The sequence below is a fragment of the Amycolatopsis sp. WAC 01416 genome, from assembly GCF_003947485.1.
Taxonomy (GTDB): domain Bacteria; phylum Actinomycetota; class Actinomycetes; order Mycobacteriales; family Pseudonocardiaceae; genus Amycolatopsis.
The window spans coordinates 427,142-446,953 of sequence record NZ_QHHX01000001.1 but is presented as its reverse complement, the minus strand read 5'-3'; the positions used below and the strand labels follow the sequence as shown (position 1 = coordinate 446,953).

Below are 19,812 nucleotides of genomic sequence, written 5' to 3'. Positions count from 1 at the left end.
GCGAGTGCCATGAACGGTCCGTTCCTTGCAAATTTCGCAAGGAACGGACCGTTCCTTGCGTCTACAGGGGTGGTTTTGTCAGTGACCCAGGGCACAATGGCCGCCATGACGACCTGGGAAGAAGTCGTGGCACTGGCGGGCAGGCTGCCGGAGGTCGAGGAGTCCACTTCGTACCGCACGCCGTCGCTCAAGGTCGCGGGCAAGAGCTTCGCCCGCCTGCGCACCGAGGCCGAGGGCGGGCTGATGCTGCTGTGCGAGCACGCGGAGAAGGAGGCACTGCTGGCCTCCGGCGACCCCGCGTACTTCACCACGCCGCATTACGACGGCTACGGCGCGATCCTCGTCGATCTGGAGAAGGTCGAGAAGACGCAGCTGCGTGAGCTCATCGAAGAAGCCTGGCGGATGAAGGCACCCGCCAGGCTCACGAAAGGACTGAACGACTAGCGGAGTTCCCCTTCGAGCAGGCTCATCAGGTACTCGTCGTGCCACTGGCCGTTCTGGCCGCGGAACGACTGCCGATGCCTGCCGTCCACCTGGAACCCGAGCTTCTTGTAGACGTGGATCGCGGCCTCGTTGTCGACCACCACCCACAGCGCGATCAGGTGCAGCCGCATCATGTCGAAGCCGTAGCGGCAGAGCGTGCGCATGGCGTCGGTGCCGTAGCCGCCGCCCCAGTGGTCCTTCTCGCCGAGATAGATGTCGAGCTCGGCGCGGCCCCCTTCCGGCGTGGCGTCGCGCAGCGTGCAGGTGCCGATCAACGTGCCGACGGCGAGGCTCTCGATCGCGAAGTCCACTTGGCTGAAGCTGTTGGGCTTCCGGCGGGCGAAGCGCTCGCGGATCTGGGCGAGGGATTCCGGATGGTCCGCGGACAGCCAGCGGGTGACCTCCGGGTCGTTGTGCCAGCGCCACAGCGTGTCCGCGTCCTCGGGTTCCAGCGGCCGCAAGCGGATCAGTTCACCGGTCAGCATCGTCCATCCCAAGATCGGTATCCGGACTTTCCAGACTATTGGGCGACACCCGCGAGCAGCCACCGCTTAACGGGGACTTCCAGCAGCACCCTGGCACCGAACGGCTCGATCTCCTCGCCTGCCGCCCAGCCGTCGTACTTCGCCGCCAACGCCGCGAGAACGTCTTCGCGGAGAGCCCCGCGATGGACGCGTGCCACGCCTTCGGCGACAGCGGGGGCGTCGCCGTCTTCCAGCGCGAGGCTGACGCGCGGATCGGTGCCGATGTTGCGCACCTTCACGTTCCGCTCGCCGCTGCCGATCCAGAAGACGTCGTCGAGATATACGAACCACACCGGCGTGACGTGCGGCGAACCGTCCGCGCGGAGCGTGCACAACCACGTGTTGCGCTCCCGCGCGAGACGTTCGATAAGCGATTGATCACGTTTCACCTGGTCAGCCTGCCCGAAAGCTAGGGTGCCGGGCGTATGAAGGTCCACCAGTACTGCTACTTCGCCTTGAAGAGCGAAACCGTGTCCGCCGGGGAGATCACCGCGCGGCTCGGCATGGCGCCCGACGAGGTACTGGTGCTGGGTTCGCGGTCCGCCGAACACCGCTTGCCGCGGATGCACGCCTGGAAGGTGACGCATCGCGGTTCGGAACCGGTCGACGACCAGATCGAGAGCGTGATCGGCAGGCTCGCCCCGGTCCGCCCGGGGATCCGGAAACTGGTGGACGAAGGAGCGAGCGCGGTGCTGCAAGTGGTGCGCTACTTCCACCACCGCGACGGCGGCGAGGAATTCGGCTGGCACCTCTCGCCCGCCGTGCTCGCGTTCCTCACCGAAGCCGCCGCCGCGCTCGACGTCGACGAGTACGACCTCAGCGAATGACCTTCCGGCGGTCATGGTGGGATGGGGCCCCACAGCCGGACAACCCCGTTGGGAGCCCAGCATGTCGAGCGAGAACTGGCCGCTGCGTCAGGATCCCGAATCGCCGGTGATCATCTCCCGGTCGCTGGTGGACGATCCGTCGAACCTCGCGTTCGTCGTACTGGACGACGACGGTGACTGGTTCATCAGCGACGGCAACGAGTTCTCCGAGGACATGGACCTCAACCGCGACGCGTTCGGCGCGCTGCCGCTGCGGGAAGCGGTGGAGCTCATCCCCGAACTCGTCGCGCTCGCCGGCCTCCCCACCGGCATGGCCGCCGACTGGGACCAGGAACGGCGCACGTGGCTGCTGAGCTCCGTCGCCGATTCGGATGACGACGAGGAAGACCTCCTGGTGCGCGCCGCCCGCCTCGCCGCGTGGACGCATCCGGGCTCGCCGCTGGAAGAAGTCCAGGTGAGCACCGAACTCGCCGAGATCTCCGCCGACCCCGCCGCCCCGGCCCGCGCCGTGCGCCAGGTCGTGCGCGAGGCCGACGGCAGCTGGCTGCTCGTCGGCTTCGCGGTGCCGGAGAACGAGGACTTCGAGGTCGAAGCCCTCGAAATGGAGCACGCCGTCACCCTGTACCCGGATGTCGCGCTGGTGCTGAGCGCCGCGCCCGGCCAGGTGTACGACCGGCCGAGCGCCGACGCCCCCTGGGAACTCGTCGAAGGCTAGAGGCAGCGAAGCCAGACGGCGTGGCGCCACGACATCCCGTCGGCTTGGACATCGACAACTCCGAGGCGGACATGGGTGGCGGCCATGGTGTTCGTGCCGACGCAGGTAGGCCCTGATGAACCATCACGCCAGAGGTTGTCGGCGCTGGTCCACCGGGCGCCCGCCAGGATGAAGCCGTCGCCCTTCGAGTTGCCGTCGGGTGTCTCGGTGAGCCAAACCGTGTTTCCGGCCGAGTTCGGCCACGCCCAGCCTTCGACGGTGGTTGGCCGGACGTCGCGGTTCAGCAGCCAGGTCGCCGTGACGGCGACCGCTACTCCGGCGACTATCGCTGTGGTCGCGCGTCTCTTGACCTTCTCGTTCACGGCTCTCCCCATGGTCTTCAGCCGAAGTCGCAGTACATGACGTGCAGCCCGATGCGCCCCAGCGTCGGATGCTCGAACGCACCCGGCACCGTCCCGACGATCTTGAACCCGAGCCGCTCGTAGACCCGGATCCCGGCGACGTTCGATTCGGCGACCGCGTTGAACTGCATACCCGCGAAACCCTGTTCCTTGGCCCATTCCAGGACATGCGTGCACAGCGCACTGCCGACACCCTTGCCGCGCAAGTCCTTGTCCACCATGAAACTGGCCGTCGCGATATGCGACCCAGGTCCGCCGTGGTTCGGACCCGTCTTGGCCGTGCCGAGCACGCGGCCGTTCTCGACCGCCACCACCGTCCGGCCTGGCGGTGTCTGCACCCAGGTCCCGCGCGCGGCTTCTTCGGTGAGGTCCGGGTCGTAGGTGTACGTGTCCGCCGCCCGCACGACTTCGCGCACGATCGGCCAGACCTGTACCCAGTCGTCTTCGGTGAACTCCCGGATCTCCATGTCCGGCACCGTAGTCAAAAACCGGCCCGGCGGTTCCGGTGCCATCGCCAGGCGAAGCCGGAACCCAAGACCAGTCCGGCCCCGGTCAAGGCCGCGCCGATCCCAACCTCCGTCGAGCGGGATTCCCGCTCGACCCGCGTTCCCGGCGGCAATCCGGCCGCGATCCCGTCGATTCTGGCCTGGACCGACCGGTGGTCGAAGACGCTCAGATCGCCATCCTCCGCCAACGTGGTCAGCCAACGGCGAACCTCGTCGTTCTGCTCAGCGGAGAAACCGGGAAACTCCACTGCGGACGTCCGGAGCAGCCCAGGACCCATGCACCTCAACGGCTCGCCAGTGGACGCGTCGAGATACTGCCCGGTCGCCCCGCATTCCTCGCCCGCCTTGGCGAAAACGACGGTGTACGGCCCCGGCCCGCTGCCCGCGTTCAAGCCGATGAGGAGGAAGACCACGCCGACCAGCACCAGCGGGAGGATCAGTGCCGCCAACAGACCGGTCAACACGACGGCCGCCGTGCTGTCGTGCGCTTTTCTCCCCATGCGCGAGAAGGTAACAGCGGGGTTGGGGGAGGAGTCCCGAACGGATCGGCTAACGGCCCATTAATGGCACGCGAGAGCCGATGAGCAGACAAAGCGAAAGCCTCAAGTCTAAAGTGGACACCCACTGACCTGGGGCTTCTCGTGAGAGCGGATGACGGGAATCGAACCCGCGTATTCAGCTTGGGAAGCAGGGTGATCATGCTGGAAAGTGCCCCTGAGCTGCGGACGGCGCTTGCTCGGGGTTGCCGCGATTGACCGTGGTTGACCCCTCTGAATGGCCCATTAATGGCCCAACGCGCCCCGTCCCCACCTGTGTCTTTGTGCCTGTTCGCTCCGCGAGGGACACCCACCTGACCACTGCCACGCGGTCAGGTGGGTCGGGTGATCTGGCGTCGTGCTCCATGGGTCTCCAGTGGCGGCGGCGCGCTGTGCGGTGCTGCCTCGTCGGCGGGCTCGCCCGGCGGCGCCTGCCGGAGCAGAGCGGGAGGCCGGCGTCCGCCCATGGGGCGAAGCCCGCCGTACGAGCGGTGACGTGCGCGCCGCCGCTGGCGGCGCCTTGATCCCATAGAGCCAAGTTCGGCAGCAGACGCGGGTTGGAGCCGGGCGCGTCAGTGTGCTCGACAGCTGTTTGCCGCCTCGTTGGCGGCGAATTCTTGAGCTGCGGCGAGACGGTTGAGGGCAGAGGCTATCGCCAGCAGGGCGTGAACATGTGCGTCGGCTAGCTTGTTGCTTCCAAGGGCCGCCAGCGCCTGTGTCTCGTGGCGGCCTGGTCCGAGCATTGGGTCGTCGCTCACCTGAAGTACCTCCAGCCTGTCGAGTGCGTCCATTATCAGGTCCAGCAGTCAGCTCCAACGACTCGTTGTTGAACTTGACTTACGTCTCCATCCGGATGGACTAGTGTGCCGTGATCGTCATGCTCCGCACTCTCCTTGGTTCGCTGCACGACAATTCGCGAAATGTGCCGCGTGTCGTTGGCGACAAATCGGACTGCATGTGCTGACCTTGTGTAGGCGTCGACGCTGGTTCGGGGCCGCCGCAACGGGACCACGGAGTCAAGCATGAGATTCACGGAAGAATTTGGCATCACGCCAGATGCTGACGACGATTGGTTTGACGTCGAGGTCACCGAGGATACCCCGCTCTACGTAGATCCATTTCTCGTGTTCGAGGATGATGACGAATTTTGGTCGGATACGCACGACGAAGTTGTGAAGTTCTTCGGCATCGCGCTCGATTATGTTCGCAAGGCAAATGGAAATCATAACTCTGCTCACTGGGGCAAAGCGGAGCGTATGCTCATGTTTCCTGAACCGAGTGAATTCGTCTTTGGGTTATCGATGGGGCACCCCCTAGGGTCGGGAACTGGACGCGACTTCGCATTTCGCATGGCAGACGCTCTCGATATTCTTCGCCGTCATTCGATTGATACCGTGAAGTACGTAGAGGCGTTCGCGCTATTCTGTGACGGAATGGGCGTTGATCGAATTAGTGATTTGTTCTGTAACGTTGTCAAGCAGCGTTTCATCAAGTACACGTTGAAGATTGTAGACAGGCATGCGATAGATGTCACTTCGGTTCGAGTAAAGCACGCTGATTGGAGCAGGGCGACGGGGAGATGGGTTGACGCCAATGTGATGCTTCCAAAGAACCCTGCCACTAATAGAGGTGTCATTCTATGTCCAACACGTTTTTTGAAGGATATTCCGATCGTTACGCCAGACGGGTTTTGGTCCTGGGCTGAAGTAAACGAGGGAAGGGTTCTTCGGGATGACTTGAACTACGATCTTGCGGAGAGTTTGAGTAAGAGCGAAAAGATTGCTGAAGGACGCCATGTGGCGCGCAGGGAACCCGAAATGGCGTTTCGCTATCTCGACGAGAAGGCGGAAGAGGATCACGAGCCTTACGACGTCGACAATGACCCAAAACTCCTTGTGGGTTGGGCGGAGGCGGGTCGAAATGCGGCTGAGGCGACTGGGCGAAACCTGGAACAACCAGCCGGAGAGGATGGCTTTTTGACTTGGGTCAGAGGCTTGATGGTCGAGTTCAAGGATGCCGTTGAGCAAACTGACTTGTGGAAGGTTTTGTGGAGCGATGATCTAACTAAGCATCGTCCCGAAAAGATCGTTCAGGCTGTTGCATCCTGTATGTGGGTCTCGCAGTGTCGGGCTGTCGATGTAGACATTTCTCGCGAAGTAAATATTGGACGTGGCCCAGTAGATTTCAAATTCTCTGCGGGGTGGACGAAGCGTGCGCTCGCGGAGATAAAGCTGATTAAGAGTACGCAGTTCTTCTCTGGCGCATCGAAACAGCTTCCTCAATATCTCAAATCGGAGAAAATTGAAGGCGGGTTCTATCTGTGTGTTGGATTCATGGATCAAGACTTTGAAGAAGAGAGGCTCAAACGGGTCCGTGACACATGCAAAGCGCTTTCTGAGGCAAAGGATGTAGAGATCGAGCCAATATTTGTTGATGCCAGAAATTACAACAAGCCCTCGGCGTCGAAGATCAGAAGCTAGCGGGAGGCGAGATGGCTAAATTTGCAGTGCTCTACAGCACCGGTCGTTCCGGTCTCGATGATATTGTAGAGGCAGACTCGTATAGGATTGAAGGACAATTCTTCGTCTTTATCAAAGACAAGCAGGTGGTTCGATCACTTAAATCTGCCATAGTTGTACAGGTGAAACGTCTTGATGAGCCCGGCGAGTAAATTATTCCAGTCAGGAGACTTATGGTGGTATCGCAGTCTGCGGTTTTGATTCGAGCAATCAGACTAGGCGTTTCGTGTATCCCGATTTAGTTAGCTCCTTAAGGGAGCTAACTACGTTGGCCGGGATTCGCTGTTCGATAGCGAAGCCTTTCTCGGCATAGACCGTGATGCGCTGGGTGTCGCCGACCAGCATGTTGATGACGCGGTCCACGTCACCGATGCTCTCGATGTACTCGTCCAACGGCAGCGGCCGCGAAGCGCAGATGACGTCGACCTCCGGCCACAGCTTCTTGCAGGTCGCGTACGCGCGCCGCTGCTGATATGGCCGAGAGATGAGGACGACCGATCCGACCTCGATGCCGCGTGACTCCAGGAGCTTCCGCGTGAGCGTGATGTTGTCCCCAGTGTTGCGCGCCTCGGGCTCGACCCAGATGGCGTCATCCGGTACGCCCAGCTCAAGCGCATGTTCGCGGTAGTGCACTGCCTCGCCGCGAGGAAACCGTTCGACAGTCGTCGGCGCGTTGGCCCCGGTGAAGGCGATGAGCGGGAACATCCCAGCGTGGAACAGTTCCGCGGTGAAGGTCGCGACCCCGAGATCGTGACTACCGAGTCCGACCCCGACATCGGCGGGCCGGAGTTCGTGGTGCATGTCGTGGTAGTCCCAGAGCGTCTGGACGTCGGCGCGGAGGTTGTCCGGCAGGGCGGTCGAGCGCTCGGGCATAGGGTCTCCGGGGTCAGTCGGGGATCTTGAAAGTGTAGGTCCAGGAGAACCGGCTTGCGGCGTGTACGCCTCGTGCGAATTCGACCACGCGGCCGCCTTCGGTGTACGTGCGGCGTTGTAGGACCATGACGGGTTCACCTGCGGGGAGTTCGAGCTGTTCGGCCTCGTCGGGCGTCGGCATCCGCGCGTAGAAGGTCTCGGTCATGGTGTCCGGCTCAAGGCCTTGCAGGGTGAGGACCAGGAACCCGCCACCTCGTCCCGCTGGACCGGGGCTCGGGTCGACGATGGGGGTGCCTTCGACGTCGGCGGGCCGGTAGTAACTGGTCAGCATGTGGGTGGGCTGGCCGGCGTCCGTGACCAGTCGTGCCCGCTCGTAGACCGGTGACCCGACCATGACGCCGAGGGCGTCCGCGACTTCTCGGTCAGCTTCGACCTTGGCGACGGTCTGCGTCTGGTCAGTCGGTTTCCAGTCGCGGCCGGAAGCTTCGCGGTCTGCGACGAAGGCGACGGTGTCGCCGTACTTCCACTTGCTCTTCGCGTACCGGTCCTTGCCCAAGCGCTTCATGGGCGGTCGAGCCCGGACGACGGTCCCGCGTCGCCTGATCGGCGTCACCAGCCCTTCGGCTTCAAGGACTCCAACGGCCTTGCGGACGGTGTTGACGTTGACGTCGTACTCGTCGGCAAGCTCGTCTTGCTTGGGCAGCGTGGTGTCCGGGGCGTAGTCGCCCCGCTGGATCGCGTCTCGCAGGATCGCGGCCAGCTCGCGGTACCCAGTGCCCACCTGGTCCTCCTTCGTCGGTCAATAACGCTAGCGGTATCACCCATCATGGTCTACGGAGCGCAATAGAGATAGTTCTATTGACAACTTGCGTGGTGAAGCGCTTAATAGGACTACCTCTAAGAAGTGCGAGCCCGGTAGGGCTCCAGAGACGACAGGAGACAGACGACATGGCGATCGCCAAGGGGCACCGTTTCGAGATCGACTTTGATGCCGCGTTCCCGCTGGGGCTGGTGATGGTCGGAGAGGTCGCGCCGGACAACGAGTACCAGTCGCGTGAAGACCGGTCCGCTGGCCGACCTGTTCGTCAGCGGGTCGACGAAGTGACGGGCAAGCGTCAGTGGAAGGCCACGGTCACCGACCCGGGCGAGGCCAACTCCAAGCGCGACGTCACGTTCCTGGCAAATGTGCAGCCGGCGCCGACGACGTCGGAGGTTCTGCGGGGTAGGCGGCCGATCGAGCTGGAGGGCTTGACTGCTGAGCCGAAGGTGGCTGGTCAGGGCGAGTTCAAGTACCAGTCCTACGTATTTCGTGCGACTGGCTTCAAGGCCGCTGCATCGGGTGGCGGGTCGAAGTCTGGCAGGACCTCCAGTGCTGCCGAGTCCACGTTCAAGGCGGCGTGATGACGGGCTGGGTGCCTGGCAGTCAGGGCGTGGCCGTGGTTCCACCGCACCTGGTCCAGAGCTGGGAGACGGCGTATCGCCACTATGGCGCGATGACGCAGCGGACCGCGCAAGGTGGGGATGCTCTGGCGGCGCATGACATGGCGGTCGCTTCCTTCGCGGTGGCGTCGGCGTGGCGGGATCTGGCAACGCAGGGCCAGTTGCCCTGGTGGGTGCTGGCGGCGGTGACGGCGGCGGCCGAGGGGTTCGAGGAGAACGCGCTGTCGTGGGAGATTCGTGCTCACGGCGAGGAGGGGCAAGGCCGTGGCGTTCAACGCGATGTGGAAGCCGGGACGGCAGGCGGTCGCGGGGATGCAGGGCAATGGTTCGGCGAATCCGGCACTGGTGATCTACCTGGATCCGGACAGCCTGGCGATCCTGTCGCCGTCCGGCCCGGCCGAGTGGCCGGAGTTCGTCCGGCTCCTACGCCAAATCCGCGACAGCGCGGACCAATTGGCCGTGTTCCTCGACAAGCACAAGGCAGCGCGTGATGACGGCGCCCGGCGAGAATGAGCCACAGACGCTGAAGGACGCGCACGCTGTCGCCTCGGCCCGCAGGCCGAAGCCGGGGTCGAACCTGGAGACGTGGCTGAAGTTCCATCAGGCAAACGCGCGCATGTACCGCGCGGTGTCCGATGTGGACCGAGGGCACCACCACGAACTTCGTTACTGGGTGGGCTATGAGGAGCGGAAGGCGGAGGAGGTGGCCGCGCAGATCGCGGACCGGCAGTCCAAGCTCGTCAACCGCGACCACAAGGGCGGGACTCCGGGCGATGGCGAAGGTCAGGTCAGCCGGCCGATACCGGCCGGCTGATGGCACAGCCGGAAGATCGGCCAGGCAAAGCGAAAGCCCCAGGTCCTAAGTGGACATCCACTGACCTGGGGCTTTCGCATGAGAGCGGATGACGGGAATCGAACCCGCGTATTCAGCTTGGGAAGCTGATGTTCTACCATTGAACTACATCCGCAGTGCTCGGCCAGCATACATGGTCCGGATCTCCCCTTGCCAAGCCCTACCCCACCTTGACGTCGCCCTCGAATGTGACAACACTTGTTGTCTACATCGGAGGTGAGCCGGATGGACGAGAGGCTGCCCGACCCCGAGCTGTTCCGCCAAGGCGGGTTCCGGGTCGCGTCGAGGTTGTTCATCGAGGGCGACATCAGGGGTGACGAGCGCCAGGTGGCCCGGTTGCGGGGGTTCGCGCAGCGGGAGGATCCGGCGGCCGACGTGCTGGTGCCGCTGCTGCGAAAAGGTGCCCAAGGACAGTTCGAACTGGCGCTGCGGCAAGGCATCGAGAGTGTCGAGAGCCCGCCGGAGGAGCTCGAAGCCTTCTTTCGTGACGTCGAGGCGACGCCGTACTGGGTCGATCAGGACCGGTTGGAGCGCGGAGCGCGGGCGATCACGCGTGCCGGGTTGCTGGGACTCTTTCCGCTCGGCGACGTTTCGTTGATGGGCGGCTATCTCGCGTCGCGCGCCACGAAGTCGCTCGTCGGCACGGGTGAGATCGAGTACAAGGCGGCGCGGCGCCTCGTCGAGACGGCGACTTGGTGGATCCACGTGACGACGCCGGGTGCGCTGGTGCCCGGCGGGCGCGGGTACGAGGCCGCGTTGCGGGTGCGGATCGTGCACGCGCATGTCCGCGCCGCGATGAACCGCCGCAAGGATTGGGATTACGCCGCTTGGGACAGGCCGGTCAATCAGGTCCAGACCGCGGGCACGCTCCTTCTCTTCTCCCTCGTCTACGTGTTCGGCACGCAACTGCTCGGGCTCCGCTACAGCGCCCGCGAGCGCGCCGACATCCTGCACCTTTGGCGTTACGTCGGTTGGCTGATGGGCGTCGACGAGGAGCTCCTGCCCGCCGGCGAGGACGACGCTTGGCGGCTGCTGTGGCTGCTCGCCACCACCGAGTTCATCCCCGACGACGATTCCAAACGGCTCGCCGCGGCGCTCATGAAATCCCACGCCGCGATCGGCGAGGGCCGGGGCGCGGTGGGCAAGGTCCTCTCGCATGTGTCGGTCGCGGCGCACGGGTCGATCAGCAGACTCCTTCTCGGCAAGACCAACGCCGACTTCCTGGAGTTGCCGGACGATCCGATCGCGCAGGCCGCCGTGGTCGCGGTGGCGGGCGTCAACTTCGCCGCCGAGACGGTCCGGCGGGTGGTGCCCGGCGCGACGGCGCTCCAAGAGCTGATCGGGGCCGCCGGCCGTCGCCACTACCTCCGGCAGGTCACCAAGGTGTTCGGGCTCGACCCCACCTACGGCAGGCACATGAAGGCCGCTTGACTACGCTGACCGCGTGCTCCTCAGCGACCGTGACCTCCGTAAAGAGCTCGACGCCGGCCGTCTCGGTGTCGACCCGTTCGACCCGACGATGGTCCAGCCGTCGAGCATCGACGTGCGACTCGACCGCTATTTCCGCGTGTTCGACAACAGCAAGTACACGCACATCGACCCGCAGCTCCAGCAGGACGAGCTGACCTCGCTGGTCGAGAAGGAGGGCGAAGACCCCTTCGTCCTCCACCCCGGCGAGTTCGTCCTGGGCTCCACGTACGAGACCGTCACGCTCGCCGACGACCTCGCCGGCCGTCTGGAGGGCAAGTCCTCCCTCGGCCGTCTCGGCCTGCTCACGCACTCCACCGCGGGCTTCATCGACCCGGGCTTCTCGGGTCACATCACGCTGGAGCTGTCGAACGTCGCGAACCTGCCGATCACGCTGTGGCCGGGTATGAAGATCGGCCAGCTCTGCATCTTCCGCCTGTCCAGCGCGGCGGAGTTCCCGTACGGCTCGAACGAGGCCGGCTCGCGCTACCAGGGGCAGCGGGGACCGACCCCCAGCCGCGCGTACAAGAACTTCCACCGCGTCGACACCTGGCGCTAGCTCGCTGGCGTTTCCCACTCGATCCGGTGCCGCCACATGAAGGCGTTCGGATCCTCCTTCGGCGGGTTCTTGAACGCCCGCGTGAGGAAGAAATCGCGGATCACCCGCCCGACGGGGCCGGCCGCCTTCGCGTCGCCGTTGCGCTTGCCGCGCTCGACGACGGCCTCGACGCGTTCGCGTCGCAGGCCTTCGTAGGCGGCGAGCGCTTTCGGGATCGAGGGCACGTCGCGCAGGCATCGCGCCAGCGTGACGGCGTCCTCGACGGCCATCGCCGCGCCCTGTCCCGCGGCCGGTGAGGTCGCGTGGGCGGCGTCGCCGATGATGACCATCCGGTCCGTCCGCCAGGTCGGCACGCTCGGGAAGTCGTACGTCGCCCACGGCCGGTAGATCTCCTGGGTCGCACGCACGATCTCGACGGCCGGAGTGCGGTCCACCGCGAGTTCCCGGATCAGGTCCTCGCGCCAGGTGCTCGTCTCGGGGAGGTCGGCCGGGGACGGCTCATGCTTCCGGGGCACGTTCGCGAACCACCAGACGCCGCCGTCCGGGTGGACGACGTGGGCGAAGAACAGCCGCTTGCCGAAGGTCATGTGCATGACGCCGGGTTCGTCGTCCAGCCGCAGGCCCTCGGCCAGCCCGCCGGTGTTCAGCAGGGGCACGTAGCGCGGTGACGGCGCCCGCGGGTCGATGATCGTCCGCACCCGCGAGCGGAGCCCGTCCGCGCCGATCAGCAGGTCGCCCTCGGCCGACGAGCCGTCCTCGAACGTCGCGTGTACGCCGGAAGCGGTCTCGCGAGCGTCGGCCAGGCGCCTGCCGTAGCGGACCTCGATGCCGCGTCTGACGGCTTCGTCGCGAAGGCCGATGTAGAGGTCGGAGCGCAGCACGGTCTGGCTCGTGGTGCCGTCCTCCAGCCTGCCGCCGAGCGCGAGGTCCGCCAGTTCGCGCCCGTTCCCCAGTCGCATCTTGATCCGCGGCGTGTCGAATCCCAGGTCTTTGACCAGGTCTTTCAGGCCCAGCGGTGCCAGCGCGTCGAGTCCGTTCACCGCAAGTGTCAAGAACGCGCCGACGCCTTCCGCGGTCCGGTCGTACGCCTCGTGGATCACCGGTTCGTGGCCGATCTCGTGCAGTGCGATCGCCGTGACCGTGCCAGCGATACCCCCACCGGCGATCAGTACCTTCACCATGTTGTTCACCCCATCGAATATCTTAGAAACTAATTCGTTCCATCGAACTAAAGACTCCGCTAGGCTGGTCGACGTGTCAAGTGAGCGGGCGGAACTGGTCGAACGGGTCCTCGGCGGGTCGCGGGCGCTGTCGACGGAGACGGTCATGTTCCATACGGCGATCGCCGAGCAGCGAGGCCTTTCGGCCGTCGAAAGCAAGGTGACCGACTACCTCGCCCGCCTCGGGCCGCAGACGCCGAAGGCGCTTTCGCGGCTCTCGGGGCTCGCGCCGGCGTCGATCACCGCGCTCATCGACAGGCTCGAGGGCAAGGGGATCGTCGCGCGGAAGCCTCATCCCGAGGACCGGCGCAAGGTGCTCATCGAGATCGACGGGGCGGCGATGGCCTCGGCCGCGCCGTTGTGGGACCACCTGGTGAAGTCGGTCCGCGAAGCCTGCGAGAACTACACGGACGGTGAGCTCGAGGCGGTGGTCCGGTTCCTCGCGGACGCCGCGGCGATCACGCACGACTCCACTCAATTGATCACTAAGGGCGACCGCTGACCGGTATTACTACTTTCGGGGGTATTGCCGTAACCGGTTCGTGATAGTTTTCGGCCCCGTGTCCCCCAATAGAACACGAAGCCGGTTACTGCTGGTCACGCTCAGCGTCCTGTTGGGCGGGGTGATCGCCAGTGCGAGCTACCTGATGGTGACCGATCGGTTCCAGGGTACTGCGCTGAGTAATCTGTCACTGAGTGTTCCCGACACCAAGGGCAGACCCGGCGAGGCCCTCGCGAAGCCTCCCTCTTACTTCGGCCAGACGTCCGCTCCGGCTCCTGGTGGCCCCGCGTCCGACTCCGCGGCCCCGACGTCGTCTTCGGCCGCCCCCACGTCTTCCTCCGCGCCGCCCAGCTCGTCGTCCGCCCCGGCCGAGTCGCCCGCCCCTACCTCGGAAGCCTCGAAGCCGACGAGCAGCAAGGCTCCGGAGCCGCCTCGTTCGCAGGACAGCTCGCTCGCCGCTCAGGTCGTCGACCTCGTCAACGCCGAGCGTGCCGACGCGGGCTGCTCACCGGTGAGCAACGAGTCGCGTCTCGCCGCCGCCGCGCAGGGCCACAGCGACGACATGTCCGCCCGGAACTACTTCTCGCACACCACGCCGGAAGGCGTCACGTTCGACCAGCGCATCCGTGCCGCCGGCTACGACAAGCCCGGCGCCGAGAACATCGCCAAGGGCCAGTCGAACGCCGCGAAGGTGATGGACGCCTGGATGAACTCCGAGGGCCACCGCGCGAACATCCTCAACTGCAAGCTGAAGAAGATCGGCGTCGGCGTCAACACCAAGGGCATGTACTGGACGCAGAACTTCGGCTACTGACCCTTGTCCCAGTCGCCGTAGCGGGCCAGCACGGCCGCGCGAAGTTCGGCGTCCGTGCGCGGGACCGGTTCGATGAACACCTCGGTGACGTCGCCGAACGTCTCCGCCAGTTCGGCGGCCATCCGGACGCAGGCGCGTTCGACGTCCGCGGCGCCGAGTGCGTCGTCGAAGTCGACGCGGGCGCAGACGAGCACCTGATCGGTGCCCATGAGCATGGTCTGCAGGTCGACGACGGCCTCGATCTCGGGCGCGTCCATCAAGTGGTCGCGTACCGCGCGCACCAGCCTCGGATCGGCCTGCCTGCCGATCAGCAGGCCGCGGTTGGTGCGCCCGAGCACGTACGCGACGAGCGCCAGCAGCACCCCGATCGCGATCGACGCCGCGCCGTCCCAGACGTGCGATCCGGTGAGCTGGTGCAGACCGATACCGGCGAACGCGAGCAGCAGGCCGATCAGCGCGGCCGAGTCCTCGAACAGGACGGTCTTCGGGGCCGGGTCGTCGATCATCCGCAGGTAGACCGAGACCTTCTGGTCCGATTCCGCGGCGTCGCGCCGCACCTGCCGCACGGCCTGGAACCACGAGACGGACTCGAGGACGAACGCGATCGCGAGGACGACGTAGCCGACGATCGGATCGGTCTGCTCGGTCGCTTCGCCGAACACCGTCGAGAAGCCTTCGTAGAGCGCGAACATCGCGCCGGAGGCGAAGATCGACACTGCCGCGAGCAGCGACCAGAAGTAGCGTTCCTTGCCGTAGCCGAAGGGGTGGACGCGGTCGGCGGGGCGGTCCGACCGTTTCAGCGCGGTCAGCAGGAGGACTTCGGTGATCGTGTCGGCCACCGAGTGCGCGGCCTCCGACAGCATCGCGCCGGAGCCGGTGATGATCCCGGCGATCAGTTTCAGCACGGCGATGGCGAGGTTGACCCCACCCGCCAGCACCACGGTCAGGGTGCTTTCGTCACCGGATTCTTCACTCACCTCGCGTAGCGTAGTGCGAGTGAGTCGATCTCACAGGCGACGCAAACCCTGCAGTACACGTTCCATCAAGGCGAGTGCCGGATGACCGTCGAATTCAGCCTGCGTTTCATGAACGGTGACCAAACCGAGTTCGGCCATATCACCCAAAAGGACCTTTGCAACGCCGAGTGGAACGCTTAGTGACGCCGCTACTTCGGCGACGGAAGTCGGACGACGGCACAGTGTTCTCACGGAATGGAATTCGACGCTGAACCCTGGCGCGTTCCACGGCGCGTCGCTCCGGACGGAAATCATCGCTTCGATGGCGAAGTTCCGTTTGGACTGTGTGCGTCCGCCCGTGCGGACGTACGGGCGGACGCGCGTGCGGCGGCGTTCCTGTCGCGGCGGTCGCCTGGCGGCAGGGATGCTGGGGATGGTCGCTTCCTGGGCCATTCTGGCGAGCGCCGCGGTCGAGGGGACGCGAGCGGGCGGGCGGACGGTCGGTGACCCCGGCATCGCGAGCCGGTGTTCTTTGACCGTGCGGAGTTCGTGCCGGTTGCCCATCGTTTCTCGCCCCCCTGTTTTTCGAGCGCACTGCCCGGACCCGATGCCGGCATCGCCGAAAGGAAACCTCGTGGACGACAACGGCAACGAGGAAACGTCAGCCTATCGCTGCCGTGTACCGCCGAACGGGTAACGGGACGGAATGGTCTGGACCGGATAAAACAAGAGGGAACATTCTCTCGCATTATGTGCGAGAGAATGTTCCCTCCGGCCTCGGGTTTCTACTTGTCTTCCTCGGGAAGCGGTGTCCCGGTGGCTGTTTCGTCGGTGGGCACGTCGGCCTTTCCGTCGAGTTCGGCATCCGAGACGCCGTCCAGGGACGGCGCTCCCGCCGGGACCAGTTGCGGCTCCGGCTTCCGCTTGACCGCGGTCAGCAGCAGCTGGGCGACGTCGACTATCTCGACCTTCTCGCTCGCCTGACCGTCGCTCTGACGCGCGGTGAGGCCGTCGTTGAGCATCACCTTGCAGAACGGGCAGCCGGTCGCGATCTTCGACGGCGCGGTGCCGAGCGCTTCGTCGACTCGCTCGACGTTGATGCGCTTGCCGATCTTCTCTTCCATCCACATCCGCGCGCCACCGGCACCACAGCACATCGAGCGGTCGCCGTGCCGCGGCATCTCGCGCAGCTGCGCGCCCGAAGCACTGACGAGCTCACGCGGAGCGTCGTAGACCTTGTTGTGGCGGCCCAGGTAGCACGGGTCGTGGTAGGTGACGTCCTCGGCGACGGGGGCGACCGGGGTCAGGTGCTTCTCCCGCACCAGGCGGTTGAGCAGCTGCGTGTGGTGCACGACGTCGAACTGGCCGCCCAGCTCCGGATACTCGTTCGCGAGCGTGTTGAAGCAGTGGGCACAGGTGACGACCACCTTGCGCGCCTTGCGTTCGCGGCCCTCGAACACCGAGTTCAGGATCTCGACGTTCTGCTGCGCCAGCATCTGGAACAGGAACTCGTTGCCCGCGCGGCGGGCCGGGTCGCCGGTGCAGGACTCCTCGGAGCCGAGCACGGTGTACTTCACGCCCGCGATGTGCAGCAGTTCCGCGACAGCGCGCGTGGTCTTCTTCGCGCGGTCCTCGAACGCGCCGGCGCAGCCGACCCAGAAGAGGTACTCGGTGTCGCCGAGGTCGCCGTCGAAGACCGGTACCTCGAACTCCAGGTCCTCGGTCCAGGCCAGCCGGTCCTTGGCGTTCTGGCCCCACGGGTTGCCCTTGTTCTCCAGGTTCTTGAACATCCCGTTGAGCTCGCTGGGGAACGAGGACTCGATCATCACCTGGTAGCGGCGCATGTCGACGATGTGGTCGACGTGCTCGATGTCCACCGGGCACTGCTCGACGCACGCGCCGCAGGAGGTGCAGGACCACAGCACCTCGGGGTCGATCACGCCGCCGTCGTCGCCGATGAGGGCCTTCTGCGACTCCGCGATCGCGAGGACGTCGATGCCCGCGTACATGTCGTCGCCGGACAAACCGACCTCGTCGCCGGCCATGTCGCGCTTGCCGCCTGCGAGCAGGTACGGCGCCTTCGCGTAGGCGTGGTCGCGAAGCTGCGTGATGAGCAGCTTCGGCGACAGCGGCTTGCCGGTGTTCCACGCGGGGCACTGCGACTGGCAGCGGCCGCATTCGGTGCAGGTGGAGAAGTCCAGCCAGCCCTTCCAGCTGAAGTCCTCGATCTTGCCGACGCCGAAGGTGTCCTCGTCCGGGTCGGCCTCTTCGAGGTCGAGCACCTTGCCGTTGCTCATCATCGGCTTGAGCGCGCCCAGCGCGACGCCGCCGTCGGCCTCGCGCTTGAAGTAGATGTTGAAGAAGGCGCTGAACCGGTGCCAGGCGATGCCCATGGTCATGGTGCGCGCGATGACGATCAGCCAGATCGTGGCGCTCATCAGCTTGACGAACGCGAACACCGAGACCAGGTTCGGGCTCGCGGGCAGCAGCTCACCGATCGGATGCGAAACGAACGCGGCCCAGACCGGAGTCTCGTGGACGTTCAGCGCGGACTTCGCGGCGCGCACGCCGATGATGCCGATGCCCTCGATGAGCACGACGGCCTCGATGAAGTACGCCCACTTGAAGTTGGAGCCCTGGAAGCGGGACTGCCGGTCGGCGCGGCGCGGGTGGTTCTTCTGGCGGACCCAGATCAGCACCAGGATGCCGACGATGGTGCCGACCCCCAGCAGTTCCATGAGCAGCTGGAACAGCGACCAGTCGTCGAGGATGGGCCAGCCCCAGGTCGGGACGAAGACCTCGCCGTACGCCTCGAACAGCGCGAGCGACCCGATCAGGAAGCCCCACATGACCAGCCAGTGCGCCGGTCCGACGCTCTTGACCTTGTTCATCCGGGTGTGCGCGGCGAATTCCTTGATCAGGGTCTTCATGCGCGGGATGAACGGGCCGTTGCGGGTCGAGTCCGGCTGACCGAGGCGGATCACCCGCACGAAGCGGGCGATGGTCGCGAAGAACATTCCCCAGGCGACGACGCCGAGCAGGACCGCGATCCCGCCGAGCGTCAGCTGTACAGCGCCCATCGTCGGGTGCCTTTCGTCCGAGTGAAGCTGTGGTGGTTCGGGCAGACTAATGCTTCTTACTGATGGGTAACCCACTGGCCGCGCCCAAGTCCCACCGATGTGGTGTACGCCTCTCTTGGTTTTAAGACGATCGTCCAGGTAGTTTTTGTGACATGGGTGCGTACCTTCTCCTCGCTTTGGCCATCGCCGCTGAGGTATCCGCGACGGTGTCGTTGAAACTTTCCGAGGGCTTCAGCAAGGTGGGCCCGTCGATCGTCGTGGTCCTCGGATACGCCGTCGCGTTCGTCGCACTGGCGTACGTGCTGAAGGCGGGCGTGCCAGTGAGCGTCGCCTACGCGATCTGGGCCGCGGCCGGTGTCGCGCTGGTGGCCGCCGTCGGCATCGTGTTCTTCAAAGAACCCGTCAACTTCTCCGTGATCGCCGGATTGGTGCTGGTGATCGGCGGCGTCGTGCTGATCGAAGCAGGGGGCGCGCACTAAGTGAAGATCCAGATCGACGGCCGGAAGGCCCGGGGCGAGAAGCGGCGCGACGAGATCATCGCGGCCGCGTTGCGGGTGATCGAACGCGACGGCGTCGCCGGCGTCACCCACCGGACGGTCGCCGCCGAGGCAGGCGTGCCGACGGCTTCGACGACGTATCACTTCTCCAGCCTCGACGACCTGCTGATCGCCACCCTCATCTCGTGCGCGCGGGATATGGCGACCGAGGTCTACTGGATGATCGACCGCGCCCGTTCGCGCGGCAGCCGCGGCGCGGAAGAGGTCGCCGGACTGCTCGCGGAGGCATTGGGCCCGCAGCGCGGGCGGACGATGGCGGAGTACGAGCTGTACCTGCTGGCCGCGCGCAAACCCGAGCTGCGGCCCGCCGCCCGGCGCTGGCTGGACGTGCTGACCTCGATGGTCCGGCACGACGACGAGGTCGCGTTCCGGGTGTTCCTCGCCGGTATCGACGGCCTCCTGATCCAGGGCCTCATCGACGACGAGCCGCCGTCCGCGGAGGAGCTGCGGCCGGTGGTCGACTACCTGCTGAAACCCCGTTGACCTGACGGGTAACTTTCGGATCATGAGGACTGTCGGCGCATACGAACTGGACGACGACCCGGCTCGGGTGGACCTCGACATGGTGTGGAAGTACTTGTCCACCAGCGTTTACTGGGGCAAGTGGCGAGACCGCGAGCTGATCGAGAAGGTCTTCAGGAACGCGTGGCGAGTCGTCGGCGCGTACGAGAGCTCGACAGGCCGTCAGGTCGGCTTCGCGCGGGCGTTCTCGGACACCATCGGCAGCGCGTACCTCGCGGACGTCTTCGTCGTCGACGAGGCGCGCGGCGCGGGGCTCGGCAAGGAACTGGTCCGGGAGATGATCGACAACGGGCCGGGCGCGGAGTTCCGGTGGATGCTGCACACCGCCGACGCGCACGGGCTGTACCGGCCGTTCGGCTTCGGTGACCCGCCCGAGGGGCAGTACATGGAGCGGAGCCGGGCCAACGGGCAGGTTTAGGGAGCGTCTCCGGCGCCCCCGATGTGGCATTGGGGACATT

25 protein-coding genes and 1 tRNA gene are annotated in these 19,812 nt (G+C 65.4%); 14 read left to right on the top strand and 12 right to left on the bottom strand.

Annotation, left to right across the window (positions count from 1 at the left end; all coding sequences use genetic code 11):
• Positions 1-105 precede the first annotated feature (105 nt).
• Positions 106-444 carry an MmcQ/YjbR family DNA-binding protein gene (locus tag DL990_RS02245; protein ID WP_125779836.1) on the top strand — a complete coding sequence of 113 codons (339 nt, stop codon included), beginning with the start codon at positions 106-108 and terminating at the stop codon, positions 442-444.
• Here DL990_RS02245 and DL990_RS02240 read toward each other — a convergent pair.
• Positions 441-968: a GNAT family N-acetyltransferase gene (locus tag DL990_RS02240; protein ID WP_125797743.1), complete on the bottom strand. Its 528-nt coding sequence runs from the start codon at positions 966-968 to the stop codon at positions 441-443. The genes DL990_RS02245 and DL990_RS02240 overlap by 4 nt on opposite strands.
• Positions 969-1,003: 35 nt before the next feature.
• Positions 1,004-1,396, bottom strand: a complete 393-nt coding sequence (locus DL990_RS02235; RefSeq protein ID WP_125797742.1) for a pyridoxamine 5'-phosphate oxidase family protein — start codon at positions 1,394-1,396, stop codon at positions 1,004-1,006.
• Between the two features lie 36 nt (positions 1,397-1,432).
• Here DL990_RS02235 and DL990_RS02230 point away from each other — a divergent pair, with 36 nt between their 5' ends.
• Positions 1,433-1,834 (top strand): DUF4279 domain-containing protein, encoded by a 402-nt coding sequence (locus DL990_RS02230; protein WP_125779830.1) that lies wholly within the window; start codon positions 1,433-1,435, stop codon positions 1,832-1,834.
• A 61-nt stretch (positions 1,835-1,895) separates the two neighbouring features.
• Positions 1,896-2,549, top strand: a complete 654-nt coding sequence (locus DL990_RS02225) for a hypothetical protein (RefSeq protein WP_125797741.1) — start codon at positions 1,896-1,898, stop codon at positions 2,547-2,549.
• Here DL990_RS02225 and DL990_RS02220 read toward each other — a convergent pair.
• The 3 genes from DL990_RS02220 to DL990_RS02210 are packed head-to-tail and all read right to left on the bottom strand — an operon-like array spanning position 2,546 to position 3,956.
• Positions 2,546-2,923: a hypothetical protein gene (locus DL990_RS02220; RefSeq protein WP_125797740.1), complete on the bottom strand. Its 378-nt coding sequence runs from the start codon at positions 2,921-2,923 to the stop codon at positions 2,546-2,548. The two genes, DL990_RS02225 and DL990_RS02220, sit on opposite strands and share 4 nt — an antisense overlap.
• Positions 2,924-2,928: 5 nt before the next feature.
• On the bottom strand, positions 2,929-3,417 hold the full coding sequence (locus DL990_RS02215; RefSeq protein WP_125797739.1) for a GNAT family N-acetyltransferase: 489 nt from the start codon (positions 3,415-3,417) through the stop codon (positions 2,929-2,931).
• Between the two features lie 14 nt (positions 3,418-3,431).
• Positions 3,432-3,956, bottom strand: coding sequence for a hypothetical protein (locus tag DL990_RS02210; protein ID WP_125797738.1), 525 nt, complete (start codon positions 3,954-3,956; stop codon positions 3,432-3,434).
• Between the two features lie 1,058 nt (positions 3,957-5,014).
• Between DL990_RS02210 and DL990_RS02205 the strand changes: the two genes are divergently transcribed.
• Positions 5,015-6,472 carry a hypothetical protein gene (locus DL990_RS02205; protein ID WP_125797737.1) on the top strand — a complete coding sequence of 486 codons (1,458 nt, stop codon included), beginning with the start codon at positions 5,015-5,017 and terminating at the stop codon, positions 6,470-6,472.
• Positions 6,473-6,721: 249 nt separating this feature from the next.
• On the opposite strand, the gene DL990_RS02200 is transcribed toward DL990_RS02205, so the two are convergent.
• The gene (locus DL990_RS02200; RefSeq protein ID WP_125797736.1) at positions 6,722-7,384 is read right to left on the bottom strand and encodes a YdcF family protein; all 663 of its coding nucleotides are present in this window, start codon (positions 7,382-7,384) and stop codon (positions 6,722-6,724) included.
• Between the two features lie 13 nt (positions 7,385-7,397).
• Positions 7,398-8,165, bottom strand: coding sequence for a GntR family transcriptional regulator (locus tag DL990_RS02195; protein ID WP_125797735.1), 768 nt, complete (start codon positions 8,163-8,165; stop codon positions 7,398-7,400).
• A gap of 167 nt (positions 8,166-8,332) precedes the next feature.
• Here DL990_RS02195 and DL990_RS02190 point away from each other — a divergent pair, with 167 nt between their 5' ends.
• From DL990_RS02190 to DL990_RS02180, 3 genes are all read left to right on the top strand, one after another.
• Positions 8,333-8,785, top strand: a complete 453-nt coding sequence (locus DL990_RS02190; protein ID WP_125797734.1) for a hypothetical protein — start codon at positions 8,333-8,335, stop codon at positions 8,783-8,785.
• A gap of 303 nt (positions 8,786-9,088) precedes the next feature.
• Entirely contained in the window at positions 9,089-9,337 is a 249-nt protein-coding gene (locus tag DL990_RS02185) for a hypothetical protein (RefSeq protein ID WP_125797945.1), read from the top strand.
• Positions 9,315-9,638 carry an AMED_5909 family protein gene (locus tag DL990_RS02180; RefSeq protein ID WP_233620361.1) on the top strand — a complete coding sequence of 108 codons (324 nt, stop codon included), beginning with the start codon at positions 9,315-9,317 and terminating at the stop codon, positions 9,636-9,638. Before DL990_RS02185 ends, DL990_RS02180 begins: the two co-directional genes overlap by 23 nt.
• A gap of 83 nt (positions 9,639-9,721) precedes the next feature.
• Here DL990_RS02180 and DL990_RS02175 read toward each other — a convergent pair.
• Positions 9,722-9,792, bottom strand: a tRNA-Gly gene (locus tag DL990_RS02175).
• 110 nt (positions 9,793-9,902) lie between these two features.
• Between DL990_RS02175 and DL990_RS02170 the strand changes: the two genes are divergently transcribed.
• On the top strand, positions 9,903-11,108 hold the full coding sequence (locus DL990_RS02170) for an oxygenase MpaB family protein (protein ID WP_125779797.1): 1,206 nt from the start codon (positions 9,903-9,905) through the stop codon (positions 11,106-11,108).
• Between the two features lie 13 nt (positions 11,109-11,121).
• Entirely contained in the window at positions 11,122-11,703 is a 582-nt protein-coding gene (dcd, locus tag DL990_RS02165; protein WP_125679521.1) for a dCTP deaminase, read from the top strand.
• On the opposite strand, the gene DL990_RS02160 is transcribed toward dcd, so the two are convergent.
• A complete protein-coding gene (locus tag DL990_RS02160) occupies positions 11,700-12,884 on the bottom strand; it encodes an NAD(P)/FAD-dependent oxidoreductase (RefSeq protein ID WP_125797733.1) in 1,185 nt (394 codons plus the stop codon). The genes dcd and DL990_RS02160 overlap by 4 nt on opposite strands.
• Positions 12,885-12,957: 73 nt before the next feature.
• Here DL990_RS02160 and DL990_RS02155 point away from each other — a divergent pair, with 73 nt between their 5' ends.
• Both DL990_RS02155 and DL990_RS02150 read left to right on the top strand, forming a co-directional pair.
• Positions 12,958-13,425, top strand: a complete 468-nt coding sequence (locus DL990_RS02155; RefSeq protein WP_125797732.1) for a MarR family winged helix-turn-helix transcriptional regulator — start codon at positions 12,958-12,960, stop codon at positions 13,423-13,425.
• Between the two features lie 121 nt (positions 13,426-13,546).
• On the top strand, positions 13,547-14,239 hold the full coding sequence (locus DL990_RS02150) for a CAP domain-containing protein (protein ID WP_125780060.1): 693 nt from the start codon (positions 13,547-13,549) through the stop codon (positions 14,237-14,239).
• Here DL990_RS02150 and DL990_RS02145 read toward each other — a convergent pair.
• From DL990_RS02145 to DL990_RS02135, 3 genes are all read right to left on the bottom strand, one after another.
• Positions 14,233-15,216: a cation diffusion facilitator family transporter gene (locus DL990_RS02145; protein ID WP_125797731.1), complete on the bottom strand. Its 984-nt coding sequence runs from the start codon at positions 15,214-15,216 to the stop codon at positions 14,233-14,235. The genes DL990_RS02150 and DL990_RS02145 overlap by 7 nt on opposite strands.
• Positions 15,217-15,246: 30 nt before the next feature.
• A complete protein-coding gene (locus DL990_RS02140; RefSeq protein WP_233598623.1) occupies positions 15,247-15,648 on the bottom strand; it encodes a DUF742 domain-containing protein in 402 nt (133 codons plus the stop codon).
• Positions 15,649-15,980: 332 nt separating this feature from the next.
• The gene (locus tag DL990_RS02135; RefSeq protein ID WP_125779787.1) at positions 15,981-18,275 is read right to left on the bottom strand and encodes a (Fe-S)-binding protein; all 2,295 of its coding nucleotides are present in this window, start codon (positions 18,273-18,275) and stop codon (positions 15,981-15,983) included.
• 152 nt (positions 18,276-18,427) lie between these two features.
• Here DL990_RS02135 and DL990_RS02130 point away from each other — a divergent pair, with 152 nt between their 5' ends.
• From DL990_RS02130 to DL990_RS02120, 3 genes are read left to right on the top strand one after another with little or no spacing between them, the layout of a single operon-like run.
• On the top strand, positions 18,428-18,754 hold the full coding sequence (locus tag DL990_RS02130; protein WP_125779785.1) for a multidrug efflux SMR transporter: 327 nt from the start codon (positions 18,428-18,430) through the stop codon (positions 18,752-18,754).
• Complete coding sequence (locus DL990_RS02125; protein WP_125779783.1) at positions 18,755-19,315, top strand: TetR/AcrR family transcriptional regulator; 561 nt, start codon at positions 18,755-18,757, stop codon at positions 19,313-19,315.
• Positions 19,316-19,337: 22 nt separating this feature from the next.
• Entirely contained in the window at positions 19,338-19,772 is a 435-nt protein-coding gene (locus tag DL990_RS02120; RefSeq protein ID WP_125779781.1) for a GNAT family N-acetyltransferase, read from the top strand.
• Positions 19,773-19,812: the final 40 nt, after the last annotated feature.